Source organism: Dongia sp. P2_B8 (assembly GCF_056404715.1).
On sequence record NZ_JBFUDM010000001.1, the window covers coordinates 767933 to 780535 of the forward strand.

At 61.4% G+C, this 12603-nt stretch carries 15 protein-coding genes; 10 read left to right on the forward strand and 5 right to left on the reverse strand.

The genetic code is table 11. The features are described from left to right. Nucleotides 1-30: 30 nt before the first annotated feature. Nucleotides 31-774, reverse strand: coding sequence for a flagellar basal-body rod protein FlgF (gene flgF / locus AC1DWZ_RS03485; RefSeq protein ID WP_477167469.1), 744 nt, complete (start codon nt 772-774; stop codon nt 31-33). A gap of 356 nt (nt 775-1130) precedes the next feature. Here flgF and AC1DWZ_RS03490 point away from each other — a divergent pair, with 356 nt between their 5' ends. The 7 genes from AC1DWZ_RS03490 (at nt 1131) to AC1DWZ_RS03520 (ending at nt 9150) form a co-directional block, all read left to right on the forward strand. After that, on the forward strand, nt 1131-1664 hold the full coding sequence (locus AC1DWZ_RS03490) for a flagellar basal body-associated FliL family protein (protein ID WP_477167470.1): 534 nt from the start codon (nt 1131-1133) through the stop codon (nt 1662-1664). A 53-nt stretch (nt 1665-1717) separates the two neighbouring features. After that, nucleotides 1718-2797 carry a flagellar motor switch protein FliM gene (gene fliM, locus AC1DWZ_RS03495; protein WP_477167471.1) on the forward strand — a complete coding sequence of 360 codons (1080 nt, stop codon included), beginning with the start codon at nt 1718-1720 and terminating at the stop codon, nt 2795-2797. A gap of 23 nt (nt 2798-2820) precedes the next feature. Then, nucleotides 2821-3297 (forward strand): DUF6468 domain-containing protein, encoded by a 477-nt coding sequence (locus tag AC1DWZ_RS03500; protein ID WP_477167472.1) that lies wholly within the window; start codon nt 2821-2823, stop codon nt 3295-3297. Nucleotides 3298-3306: 9 nt separating this feature from the next. Beyond that, nucleotides 3307-4056, forward strand: a complete 750-nt coding sequence (locus AC1DWZ_RS03505) for a MotE family protein (RefSeq protein ID WP_477167473.1) — start codon at nt 3307-3309, stop codon at nt 4054-4056. 122 nt (nt 4057-4178) lie between these two features. Beyond that, a complete protein-coding gene (locus AC1DWZ_RS03510) occupies nt 4179-4565 on the forward strand; it encodes a response regulator (protein WP_477167474.1) in 387 nt (128 codons plus the stop codon). Between the two features lie 39 nt (nt 4566-4604). Continuing rightward, nucleotides 4605-5267 carry a protein phosphatase CheZ gene (locus AC1DWZ_RS03515; RefSeq protein WP_477167475.1) on the forward strand — a complete coding sequence of 221 codons (663 nt, stop codon included), beginning with the start codon at nt 4605-4607 and terminating at the stop codon, nt 5265-5267. 166 nt (nt 5268-5433) lie between these two features. Further along, nucleotides 5434-9150 carry a tetratricopeptide repeat protein gene (locus AC1DWZ_RS03520; protein ID WP_477167476.1) on the forward strand — a complete coding sequence of 1239 codons (3717 nt, stop codon included), beginning with the start codon at nt 5434-5436 and terminating at the stop codon, nt 9148-9150. A gap of 16 nt (nt 9151-9166) precedes the next feature. On the opposite strand, the gene fliP is transcribed toward AC1DWZ_RS03520, so the two are convergent. Genes fliP through AC1DWZ_RS03540 form a run of 4 tightly spaced genes read right to left on the reverse strand, consistent with a single transcriptional unit; the run spans nt 9167 to nt 11021 of the window. Continuing rightward, complete coding sequence (fliP, locus tag AC1DWZ_RS03525; RefSeq protein ID WP_477167477.1) at nt 9167-9934, reverse strand: flagellar type III secretion system pore protein FliP; 768 nt, start codon at nt 9932-9934, stop codon at nt 9167-9169. Continuing rightward, nucleotides 9931-10326: a flagellar biosynthetic protein FliO gene (locus tag AC1DWZ_RS03530; protein ID WP_477167478.1), complete on the reverse strand. Its 396-nt coding sequence runs from the start codon at nt 10324-10326 to the stop codon at nt 9931-9933. The genes fliP and AC1DWZ_RS03530 overlap by 4 nt, the downstream gene beginning before the upstream one ends. Nucleotides 10327-10377: 51 nt before the next feature. Further along, nucleotides 10378-10743, reverse strand: a complete 366-nt coding sequence (locus AC1DWZ_RS03535; RefSeq protein ID WP_477167479.1) for a hypothetical protein — start codon at nt 10741-10743, stop codon at nt 10378-10380. Continuing rightward, nucleotides 10740-11021, reverse strand: coding sequence for an EscU/YscU/HrcU family type III secretion system export apparatus switch protein (locus AC1DWZ_RS03540; RefSeq protein ID WP_477167480.1), 282 nt, complete (start codon nt 11019-11021; stop codon nt 10740-10742). The genes AC1DWZ_RS03535 and AC1DWZ_RS03540 overlap by 4 nt, the downstream gene beginning before the upstream one ends. A 356-nt stretch (nt 11022-11377) precedes the next feature. On the opposite strand from AC1DWZ_RS03540, the gene AC1DWZ_RS03545 reads away from it, so the two are divergent. From AC1DWZ_RS03545 to fliE, 3 genes are read left to right on the forward strand one after another with little or no spacing between them, the layout of a single operon-like run. Then, nucleotides 11378-11785, forward strand: coding sequence for a flagellar basal body rod protein FlgB (locus AC1DWZ_RS03545; protein ID WP_477167481.1), 408 nt, complete (start codon nt 11378-11380; stop codon nt 11783-11785). A gap of 42 nt (nt 11786-11827) precedes the next feature. Next, entirely contained in the window at nt 11828-12235 is a 408-nt protein-coding gene (gene flgC / locus AC1DWZ_RS03550) for a flagellar basal body rod protein FlgC (RefSeq protein ID WP_477167482.1), read from the forward strand. A gap of 19 nt (nt 12236-12254) precedes the next feature. Then, nucleotides 12255-12566, forward strand: coding sequence for a flagellar hook-basal body complex protein FliE (gene fliE / locus AC1DWZ_RS03555; RefSeq protein WP_477167483.1), 312 nt, complete (start codon nt 12255-12257; stop codon nt 12564-12566). Nucleotides 12567-12603 lie beyond the last annotated feature (37 nt).

Consider the following 12603-nt stretch of genomic DNA (forward strand, 5'->3'; position numbering starts at 1 on the left):
CTTTAAGAACTGGGCTTTAAGAACTGGGCTTTAAGAACTGGGGATGATGTAGTTGACGGCGCGCCGCATGCGTTCATGCTCGCCTTCCAGGAATTTCTGCGCAGACTGATAATTGCGCTGCACCCAGATCATGTTGGTCATCTCGCGGATCGACTGGACATTCGATCCTTCGATCATGCGCTGCTGCACTTTGAAATCGGCGACGTCGACTGCCGCCGGGGCCTGGTCGCTTTCGAACAGGGTCCCGCTGCCGGGCTTCAAGGCGCTGTTGTCGGCAAAAGCCACGACATCGAGTTTGCCGTAGATGACGGGTGTGTTGCCGCCTTGGGTGCGATCCGCCGAAACGGTGCCGTCGCCGGCGATATTGATCGGGCCGTCATCGGTGTTGACGATGAGCGGCGCGCCGCCCGCCATCACCTGAAAGCCCTCGCTATTGACGACTTCGCCGGCGGCGTTCAGCTGGAAGCGGCCGTTGCGTGTGTAGCGGGGGCCATCGGGGGTCTGCACCACAAAATAGCCCTTGCCCTGGATCGCGACATCGAGGTCGTTTCCAGTGGCCTGCAGAWTGCCCTCCGTGAGGTCCCGGTAGCTGGCGAGATCCTGCACATAGGACAGCTTGGTTGGCTTTTCGGCCTTGATCAGATACTCGCTGAACACCATGCCCTCGGATTTGAAGCCGGGGGTGTTGGTATTGGCCAGATTGTTGGCCACGATATTCAGCTGTCGCTCCAAACCGAGCTGTCGTGACAGCACGATGTAAGTCGGTGTTTCCATGACGGTGCCCTCAAAGGGTCAGTTACTTCCAGCTCTGCGGCTGGTGATTTCCTTAATGCAGACTTTGTGCCAATAAAAAAATGTAGGTATTTCAATGCATTAATTGGATATTGGGTAGCCCTGTGCATAAAATGCCGGGCGGAAAAGGGGCCAGCGCCCGGCACGATCTGCGTTCCTGGCTTCTCTTGCGGTTCACTGGATGTTAACCATCAACCCCTAGTTTATCGGTGAGCGGCCGGACCAAAATCCTTGCGATGCCCCGTTGGGGTGCGTTTGGACGTCATGGGCCATTGCAATGGAAGCCGGATCGGCAGCCTTCACCGGCGCAGATCGGCTCAACGGGATGTTGAGGGACGATGGCGGAAAAGGCCGAAGACGACGGCGCAGCGGGCGCAGCCAAATCCAAGAAGATGAGCGGCAAAAAGTTGGTGCTGTTCATCGTCCTGCCCCTGCTGCTTCTGGGCGGCGGTGGGGCGGCGGCTTTCCTGATGTTCAATAAGGAAGAGCCGAAGAAGGAAGACGCCCACGCTGCTGAGGGCGAAGCGCCGGCTGAAGAGGAAGCCACCGAGGAAGAGGGCCATGTGCCGGTCTTCGTCGAGTTGCCCAAGATGCAGGCCAACTTGATCATGACCGGCAAAAAGCAGCCTTTCATGGTGACCACGATGGTCCTGGAAGTTGGATCGCCGGAAGAGCAGAAAGTGGTTGAAGAGATTCAACCGCGAATCGAGAACGAGATCGTGACCTATCTGCGCAGCCTGCGGCCCGAGGATGTGCAGGGTGCTGCCGGCCTTCAAAGACTGCGTGAAGAATTGCTGTTGCGGGTCAAAGAAGCCGCCAAACCGGCCAAGGTTAAAGATATCCTCTTTAAGGAAATGCTGGTTCAGCAATAAGATGGACAATCAGCGCCGACATTGCGGAGTCCCGGCGCGGATCGAGGTAGAGAATGATCGACGATCCTGAAGAAGAACTGTCCGAGGAAGAGAAAGCAGCGGCTGCCGCCTGGGGCGACATGGCCGATGGCGACGACGACGCTGCTGCTGCGGACGGAGCGGCCCCGACGGGGCCGATGTCCAACCGCGTCCTCGATCAGGATGAAATCGACAGCCTGCTCGGCATCGCCAAAGGCGAGGCGGGCGAGGAAAAGACATCGGGCATCCAGGCGATGCTCAACAGCGCGCTGGTATCCTATGAACGCCTGCCGATGCTGGAGATCGTGTTCGATCGTCTGGTGCGCATGCTGTCCACCAGCTTGCGCAACTTCACCTCGGACAATGTCGAGGTCAGCCTCGACAACATCACGGCCATCCGCTTCGGCGACTATCTGAATTCGATCCCGCTCCCAGCCATGCTGGGTGTGTTCAAGGCCGAGGAATGGGACAATTACGGCCTGCTGATGGTCGATTCTTCGCTTACCTATTCGATCGTCGACGTGCTGCTGGGCGGCCGTCGCGGTACGGCGGCGATGCGTATCGAAGGCCGGCCCTATACCACGATCGAACGCAATCTGGTCGAGCGGCTGGTGAATGTCGTGCTGAACGACCTCACGGCGACCTTCGATCCGCTATCGCCCGTGACCTTCCGCTTTGAACGATTGGAGACCAATCCGCGCTTTGCCGCCATTGCCCGTCCAGCCAACGCCGCCATTCTGGCGCGGCTGCGCGTCGACATGGAAGATCGCGGCGGCCGGCTGGAACTGATGCTCCCCTACGCCACCCTTGAACCGGTGCGCGAGCTGTTGCTGCAGATGTTCATGGGCGAAAAATTCGGCCGCGATTCCATCTGGGAAACCCATCTTTCTGGCGAATTGTGGCAGACAGACGTCAATATCAACGCGGTGCTTGACGAAGTGTCAGTGCCGCTCAACGAAGTCCTGAACTGGAAACCGGGCAGCCGCCTCGACCTTGAGGTGACTCCGGATTCGATGATCGAGCTGCGCTGCGGCGATGTACGCTTATTCCGTGGCCAGATGGGCCGCAAGGGTCAGCATATTGCGGTCAAGCTCCAGGATCGATTGATCAAATAGTTGGGTAGGCAGGCGCAAACCCTATGATGTCGCTCGGCCTCATCACCGATTTTATCTTGGTCGCCCTGTTGGTGGTGACGCTGGTCTATGTGCTGCGGCTGCTCCGCCGCCTCGGCGATCTGCGCAACGACCGCGATAGCTTTCAGAAACTGATCCAGGAATTCTCCACAGCGACCACCAATGCCGACCGGTCGCTCGCCGATTTGCGCGGCACGGCCGATGGCGTCGCCAAGGATCTCGCGACACGCATCGAGCGGGCGCAAAGCGTGGTCGGCGAATTGCAGCGCAGCAGCGACGATTTGAAGATGCTGATCGCGCGCGCTGAGAACGCAGCCGACAAGCTTGAAGGGCAGCTGGGTGCATCGCGCCAGCCTGCATCGAACCCATCGCCGTCAACGGCACCCGCGCAGGAAGCGCGCCCGCGCGCCGACAGTGACCCCCGCGTCGCGCAGGATGCGCAGACGCAGGCTTTGCTGTCTGCCCTTGGCCGCATTCGTTAGGAACTCTTGATGTCCGTGCAACCCGCACCTCAGCCAACGATTGGTCGCCAAGGCGGCAGGCGGCTGCGTCTCTTGCCCGTGCTCGTCGGCGTGATGGCACTTGTCATCACCATTCGCGTGGGCGACATGTGGCAGACCATCTCGGTCGGTCTCGGGACAGAGACCCAGGCGCAGTCGGCACCGGCTCAGCCAGCGGCACCCGCACAGAATGCCGCGGCAACCCAGCCTCCGACCCCCGCCACTGCGGCCAATGCGACCGCGACCGAGCCAGCAGCTGCCCCGGAAGGCGGTGTTGCGCCGGAGGGTGCCGCGGCAACGCCAGCACCGACCAAGGATCCGCTCGAATATACCGATGAGGAGGTTGAGGTCCTCCAGCAGCTGGCCAAGCGGCGCGAGGAGCTGGAACTGAAATCCCGCCAGCTGGATGAGCGCGAAGCCATGGTGGTCGCGGCCGAGCAGCGCATGGACCAGAAGATGGCCGAGCTCAAAGCCCTGCAGTCGACGGTCGAAGACCTGCTGAAGAAGCGCTCCGATGCGGAGGAACAGCAGCTCCAGACGCTGGTCCAGACCTACGAAAAAATGAAGCCGAAGGATGCCGCGCAGGTGTTCGAAGAGATGGACATGGACCTTCTGGCGGACCTGGTCAGCCGGATGAAAACCAGCCGCGCAGCACCTATCCTCGCCTTGGTCTCCCCGACCAAGGTCAAGGAACTGACTTTTGAGCTCGCGCAGCAGAAAACGCTGCCATTTACACCGTGATTTAGGCGCCCCAATTTGTTTCTGGCGCTTAACCCCGGTTTAACCTATTTCCTGCAGATTCAAGCCGCTGACGGGGCAAATCTGCTTCATAAACGGAAAAGAGTTGGAGTGAGAGGGAACTGATGTCGGTCGATCTGAATATGCAAGTCCTCATCGTCGATGATTATAAGACGATGCTCCGCATCATCCGTAACCTATTGAAGCAATTGGGTTTCAATAACGTGGACGAAGCCACTGACGGGTCCATGGCGCTGCAGAAACTGCGCGACAAGGATTACGGCATGGTCATTTCCGATTGGAACATGGAGCCGATGACCGGCATCCAGCTGCTGCGCGAAGTGCGCGCAGATTCCCGTTTGAAGAATTTGCCCTTCATCATGATCACGGCCGAGAGCAAGACCGAGAACGTGATCGCTGCCAAGGAAGCGGGTGTTAACAACTACATCGTCAAGCCGTTCAACGCCGCCACGCTGAAGACCAAACTGGTTACCGTTCTCGGCAATTTCTGAGCCGATTTGAAAAGGGGGCCAGTTACTATGGGGGCCGGTATGACTGCAACAGTTCCACCAGAGCTTGTCCATCGCCTGAGCGCTCTCAAAGGGCGCATGCAGACGGTCAGCCGCGATGAGATCGCGGATGTCGTTTCCAGCCTGCTGGCGACCATGGAAGGCGACCTTTCCGACGGCAATCTCAAGCTCTTCACGGAGCTGGAATCTCTCTCCAAATACATCCATTCGGCCAAGTCGGAAATCGCCGCCTTGCGTCCGGACGAAATCACCGCGCGGCATTTGCCTAAAGCGACCGATGAGCTCGATGCCATCGTTGGCGCCACGGAAGAAGCCACCAATTCGATCCTTGGCGCCATGGAAAGCCTTGAATCCATTGCCGGTGAATTGCCCGGCGAATTCGGCGACAAGGTGAATGAAGCTGTGACGCAGGTCTATGAGGCGTGCAATTTCCAGGACATCACCGGACAGCGCATCACCAAGGTGGTGAATACGCTGAAGCATATCGAGGAAAAGGTCGAAGCCCTGGTGTCGGCATTCGGCGACGAAATCGCGAAATACAAGCAGGCGCATCCGGAATCGGATGAATCGGCTGAGGAAGTGAAGAAGGCGCCCACGGACGCCGATCTCCTTAACGGTCCGCAATTGCCGGACGATGCCTCCAAGCAGGCGGAAATCGACGCGCTGCTCGCCAGCTTCGACTGACCTTTCGGCCAGCTGCTGCCGGGCCAGGAATGCCAAGTGGCGCAAGACCTTGCCCCCTCGATACCGGTATGGCGCTTGGGTGGCGAATGCTGCCAATCCCGATTATCTTCTGTGGATGTTTAGGGTCCTCTCGGAGTCGGCCGCCATGCTAAGGCGGCTCCTGTACTTGGTCGCTCTGTCCCTGGCCGTCATGGCCGGTCCGGCGGCGGCGCAGGACGTTGCCCAGGATACGGCCACCGACGCTATTGGCGCGACGGGGCAGCTGTTCGATGATTTTGGCCGCCTGACCCTGGACTGGGCCAAGGCCAAGCCACCGCAGGTCGACATCGTCCTCGACGACAAGGCGATGACCTTGCGTTTCGACCGGGCCGTGGCACTCGACCCAGAAGCAACCCGGCGCAATCTCAAAGCCTATATCCGCGCAGCTGCGCTGAGTGCCGATGGCAAGACCCTCACGCTGACCTTGAAGAAGCCGGTTACCTATCGCCTCGACCGGGCCGGCAGCCGCCTGCTGCTGGATCTGGCGCAGCCGGGGGAAGCGGTATTGCCCAATAAGGCCGCATCCAAGCTACCGGAAGTAGCACCCGCGAAGGCCGAGGCTCCGGCAAAAGACGAGGCACCGGCCAACATCGAGGCGCCTGCTGTCGCCGCTGACGCGGGGCCGCTGGCGCCTGCAGCGCCCACGACCGGGCCCAAGCTGAAGCTGCGCGGTGGCGAACATAGCGGCTATTCGCGCCTCGCCATCGATTGGCCCGGCGTTGACTTCACGCTGCGCCAGGAAGGTGACAGGGCCATCCTCAGCTTTGCCAAGCCAGGTCGGCTGGATGTTTCAACGCGCCTGCCGCCGCGCTTGCGCGGCGTCACGGCGATGTCGACAGCGCAGGGCAATCTCGCCTTGGAGATGCGGTTGCTGCCCAATGTCGGGCTCAACGCCTTCCGCAACGGCAGCACGATCGTGGTCGATCTGGTGGACGGCAAGCCGCAGGCCGCTGCCGCGGCACCTGTAGCTGCCGAAGCGCCAGCACCGCAACCGCAGCCTGAACCTGCGCCAGTTGCAACTGCAGCCGCACCGGCGCCCGAGCTGGAGGCTGAACCCGCACCCGCGCCGCGCCCCAGCGCATCAGTACCGGCCTTGCAATCCGCGCCACCGATTGCTGATACCGCGCCGGTTCCATCAACACCGCCGGCGGTTGAGATTGCGCCGCCCGTCATAATCACCAAAGAACCAGCGGTGACCAAGCCAGCACAGCCCCCGGCACCGGTCGAGATCGCGGCGCTGGCGGCGCCTGCACAAAATGGGGCCACCCTGGACTTCACCTTTCCCAAGGCGACGGGCCTTGCCGTCTTCAAACGCGGTGATGCGCTGTGGCTGGCCTTCGACCGGCCCGGACCGGTCGACCTGCCGGCGCTCGTCAAAGCGGCGCCTATACTCACGGGCCTGGCGCGGGTGGAGACGCCTTACGCGACCGTCTTGCGCCTGCCATCGCTCGACAAGCTCGGCGATGGCGGTGACGTGGGCGCCAAGATCACCGGCGACGGGCGGCATTGGCAGATCAGTCTTGGCAGCGGGCGTGATCTGCGTCCGGCCAAGGGCATCGACCAGCGCCGTGAATCGCTTGCCAATGGCGGTGCCTCATTGCTGCTGCAGGCGACACGCCCGGGACCGGTCATCAACCTGCGCGACCCGGAGGCTGGCGACATGATTTCGGTGGTGCCGCTGCTGGCGGCGGGTGCCGGCATCGCCGATGGTGCCGCATGGCCGGATTTCCGCGTCCTGCCCAGCTTCCAGGGGGTTGTGGTGGTGCCGATCAGCGATCGCACCCGGGTAGAAGCCCTGCCCAACGGTGTCGTTGTCACCACTGACGGAGTGCCTGGTGGTGGTGCCAGCCCTGTGGTCCCGAAGCCGATTTCCGAAACGGAGCCGCCGCCTGCGGAGCCGGGGGCGCCGGCGACACAGCAGGCAGCGACCGCGCCAACGCCAGGGGCGCCGGCATCCGAGGCCGCGCACACCGGTGCGCCGGCGATGGAATCAACCGTGGTCGGCATCTTCGACCAGCCAGCTTGGCGCCGCGGTGGCGAGGCCAATTTCGGCAGCGATGAAGTGGCCTTGCGCGAAGCCGTCGATGAAGCATCGAACAGCGACAAGCCGCTGGCCCGGCTGGCGCTCGCCCAGTTTCACTTCGCCCATGGCCGCTACCCGGAGACCCTCGATGATTTGGCGATGCTGGATAAGCGCGCCGAGGACGGTGACAAGGATGTGCTGACATTGCGCGGTGCTGCCCTGGCGTTGGCAGACCGCCCTGCGGAGGCGCTGGTCGATCTGGAACGGCCGGAACTGCGCGATGTCCCCGAGGCTGGCTTGTTCCGCGGTTATGTCGCCGCCCTGGAACGGGATTGGCCAACTGCGGCCAAAGTGTTTGGCGGCGCCATTCCATCGCTCGACGATTACCCGAAACCAGCGCGCATGTTGATCCGCCGTGCTGCCGCCGAAGCGTTGATCCGCGAGGGCAATGCCATAGGGGCGCAGGCCTTCCTGGATACGATCAAGGTCGATATGCCGAATGCGGAAGAGCGGACCTATTCCGATTATCTCACCGGGCTCCAATTGGTCCAGGGTGGCAAGAAAGATGAGGCGATCAAGGCCTGGGCTGCCCTGGCCGACAGCCCGGTCGATGAAGTCCATGCCCGTTCGCAGTTCGACATGACGGAACTGCAACTTGCCGAGAAGAAGATCGATACGAAGCAAGCCGCCAAACAGCTGGAGGCACTGCGCTTCGTCTGGCGCGGCACCGATTTCGAGTTCGATCTGCTGCAGCGCCTGGGCCAGCTCTATGTCGATTCCGACCAGCCCCGAAAAGGGCTGGTGACCTTGCGCCAGGCGGCAACGAACTTCCCGAGGAATCCGAAGGCGCAGCTTGCCACCGAAGCGATGGCCAAGGCGTTCCACGATCTCTATCTCGGCGACAAGGCCGATCGCCTGGCGCCGCTGACGGCGGTGGCACTTTATGACGAGTTCCGCGAATTGACGCCGAGCGGGCCAGACGGTGACAGGATGGTCACGGCCTTGGCCGACCGTCTGGTGAAGGTCGATCTGCTGGATGGTGCTGCACGGTTGCTGCAGAATCAGGTCGCCAAGCGGCTGAGCGGCCTGGACAAGGCCAAGGCAGGCACGCGGCTCGCGGCCATTGAATTGCTGGACGGCAAACCGGACGATGCGCTCGATGCCATTAAGGCCAGCGAGGTGCCGGACATACCGCCGGAGCTCGTCGCCCAGCGTCGCCGCCTGCAGGGGCGGGCGCTGTTCGAGACTGGCGACACGTTGAAGGGCATGGCGCTGATCCGCGACGACAATAGCCTAGATGGCCTGCGGCTGAAGGCGGATCTCAGTTGGCGCATGCGTGAATGGCCAGCCGCGGCCACCGCCCTCGGTAATCTGGTGGCCGGCGAAACGGCACGCCTGCAGGAAGAAGATCCGTCACTAAGGCCGCCGCCGGACCTGACGGCAGATCCCGCCGCCGCCTTGGCAGAGGTAGCGGATGACGGCGCCGCTGCGGCCAAGCGGGACCAGCAATTTACCACCGTCCTGGCACCGCTCATCCTCAACCAGGCGGTTGCCTTGTCGCAGGCCAATGATCGCGCCGGATTGCGCATGTTGGGCAAGGCGCATGGCGAAGCGATGGCGAAGGGCCCCTATGCGACAGCTTTTGCCACGCTGACATCGCCGTCCAGCAGCCTCGCCGACAGCATCGGTGCAGCGATGAAGAGCGTCGATCAACTGGGAGCTTTCGTCGACGACTATCGTGAGCGATTGAAGAAAGAAAGCCTGAGCGCTCCAGAGACGGAACCGGATACGTCGTCACCGCCCGGCCCAGCGGCCCCCTGACCATCTGCCGCGCTAATCATCCGCCGGTGCCAAAACTGCGCACCAAGCTGCCAGCCACCAGATACCAGCCGTCGACCATCACGAAAAAGATCAGCTTGAACGGCAGCGCGATCATCACCGGCGGCAGCATCATCATGCCCATCGACATCAGGACCGATGCCACCACCATGTCGATGATGAGGAAGGGCAGGAAGATCAGAAAGCCGATCTCGAAGGCGCGCCGCAGTTCGGAAATCATGAAGGCTGGCACCAGCACTTTGAGCGGCGTTTCTTCCGGGGTCGCCACTTCGTCGACCTGGGCCATGTCCATGAACAAGGCCAAGTCCTTTTCGCGCACCTGCGACAGCATAAAGGTGCGGAAGGGTGCCACCGCCAGCGGCAAGGCCTGCTCTTCAGTGATCTTTTCGGCGATCAGAGGGGCAACGCCATCGTCATAGGCCTTCTGGAAGGTAGGGGCCATGATGAACACAGTCAGGAACAAGGCGAGGCTGGTCAGCACCATGTTGGGCGGCGTCTGCTGCGCACCCAGGGCCGAGCGCAGGAGGGACAGCACAATAATGACGCGGGTGAAGCTGGTCACCATGACCAGGATGCCCGGCGCCAGCGACAGCACTGTCATGAGGGCCAGGAGTTGAATGATCCGACCCGTCGTGCCGCCATTCGGCCCGTCGCCACCGAGGTCAAGATTGAGGCTTTGCGCGGCAGCGGGTGCTGCCATCAGCAACAGGATAGGCAGCGCCAAGCCGCTCAGGTGCAGGAACCGTCTATAGGGGCGCTGGGTCATGATCTGCGATCGTCTTTCTGGGGCAGCGAAAGATCGGCGGGGCCGCGCAAGGGTGGCGGTTCCTGCCGGATCACATCGCGGATAGGTGGTTTTCCGGCAGCATCCTTGCGCGCCAGTTCCTGATCAAAGTCAGCCCGCGTGATGCCACTTTCGACCACGATGTCGCCTTGTGGCCCCAACAGCAGCAGATGCTCGACCCGGTCGCGCCGCACCAGCAGAAGCCGGTGGCGCGGCCCAATGGGCGTTGCCTCGACGATTTGCACGCGCCGCTGGGAGCCCGCGCGCATGGCGCCACCAAGGCCGAAGCGGCGCAGGGCCCATGCCAGAAGGGCGATAAGGCCGAGAACAAGCAGGAGCGCCAAGACGAACTGCAGATAGGAATCGAACGTCATGTATGGTCCTGTCTCGTCCTGCTGGCCCGGTTCAACCTTGTTCTCTGAGAATCAGCTGCGGCCGGAAGTATTGCCGGGATCCTTGCGCGGGGAAGCGCCATAAGCAAGCTGCGCGCGCAGGCGCCGGTCGGCTTGCTCGAGGTCCAGTGAAAGGTCGACATTCTGCCGGCGCAGGGAATAGTCCAGGCGGTCCAATTCGCCCATCAAGGTCTCAAGGGCCGGGCGCAGCGGCTTCGCCACATCAACGGAGAGCGACGCCACCGCATCGCACAGCACGGCGATGCGCATGGCGAGAAGGTCGAGTTCAACCAGCTGACCTGCTTCGGCCATGACGCGGGTATCGTTGATCATGGCCGATAGTTCGGCAATCGCCGTGGCCAGATCTTCATGTTCGTGCAGGGCGGTTGGTTTGCTCACGGTGTGTCGTCCTGGGCGTGGCCGTTGGCGCGGTAAATATAGCTGAGGATCTCGGCCACGGCCGCAATGGCATCGACGGGGATTTCCGCTTCGAGCTCGACGGCCGCCAGCAGTTCGACCAGGTCCGGGTCTTCGCGGACCGGGATGCCCTTGGCAAAGGCGATTTCCAAAATCTGTTCCGCAACACTGCCACGGCCGGTAGCAACCACGCGAGGGGCGCGGCTATTGGGTTGACCGCCTTGCTTGGGTTTATGGTCGAGAGCAACGGCAACAGGCACCCGATCCTTTGGCTTTTGCCATCGGGGGCGGCGGGGGCCGATCTCGTCCTCGTCGCTGGGGCCCATTCTTTGCTCCTTCGGGGTGATTCTGGGGTCCCCGGGATGGCGCTACATTTTTTATACTATGTGGCAGTTTGCTTAACGAGCCCTTAACTGATGCCCAATATGATGCGAAATCAATACGTTCTTCCATGCTCACACGGCTATAGGGTGGATGCACCCAATTTGCCGAGATTTTTCGTAGCATTTTAGGTAATTTAACGGGATCTTAAGGCCTGCGGCCGAGAATCGCGTTAATCCTGCACGGCCAGAGATTTGAGCAGACTTTTGGCGCAGCGGGCGAGGGAGCGGAGCGGATGGATTTCACCAACATCCCATTGTTCGAACGGTTGACTGAGCGCATGGGGTGGCTCGCTGAGCGAACCCGTGTCCTGTCGCAGAACATCGCCAATGCCGATACGCCGAGCTATCAGCCAAAGGATCTCAAGCCGATCGATTTCGAGGCGGAGATGCGCAAGCTGGCACCGGTCGAGCCGGTTCGGACCAGCAAGAAACATCTGGTCGGCACCGTGGCACCGGCCGGCGAGTTCGACGCCAAGAAGACCAAGAAGACCTATGAATCGGCACCGGTCGGCAATTCCGTGGTGATCGAAGAACAGATGATCAAGGTCTCGGACACCCAGATGAATTACAACATGGTGGTTAACCTATACCGCAAGCACCTCGATCTTTTCAAAACCGCCATTGGCCGCAGCGGCGGCTGATTCCGGCGATGGGCCGGGCGAATAGTGTGCTAGGAGCGTCTTATGGAACTGTTTGATACGATGTTCATCTCGGGCGCTGGCATGCGTGTGCAGGGCGAACGGTTGCGGGTCATCGCGGAAAACCTTGCCAACGTCGATTCAGTGGGTGAAACGCCGGGTGCGGACCCCTATCGCCGTAAGGTCATCACCTTCAAGAACCAGCTTGATCGCGAGATGGGCTTTGACCGGGTGAAGGTATCGAAGGTCGGCACCGATCCCAGCGATTTCCGCAAGAAATATGAGCCTGGCAATCCGGCCGCGGACAAGGACGGTTACGTCAGTCTGCCGAATGTGAATTCGCTGGTCGAAATGACCGACATGCGGGAAGCGCAGCGATCCTATGAAGCCAACCTCAAGGTCATCGAGGCGTCGCGCAGCATGCTATCGCGCACCATCGACGTCCTGCGCTAGCGATAAAGGGATTTAGACCATGGCCGATCCGATTATCAGCAATGCCGTCAATGCCTATAATGCTGCCACCAAGGCCCTGGGCGGCAGCGGGCTTGAGGCGCGCGATACCGCCGGCCCCAGCTTTGGCGAGCTGCTGCAGAACATCAAGACGGATTCTATCCAGGCTGGCAAAAGCGACGAAAAGCAGACCATGCTGGCGGCTGCCGGTCAGGCCAATGTGACCGACGTGGTGACGGCCGTCTCGGCGGCCGAAGTCACCCTGCAGGCCGTAACGGCGGTGCGCGATCGCGTTATTTCCGCCTATCAGGAAATCATGCGGATGCCGATCTGATCCATCAGATCCAACGGTTTCTGTGCTAGGATCCTGC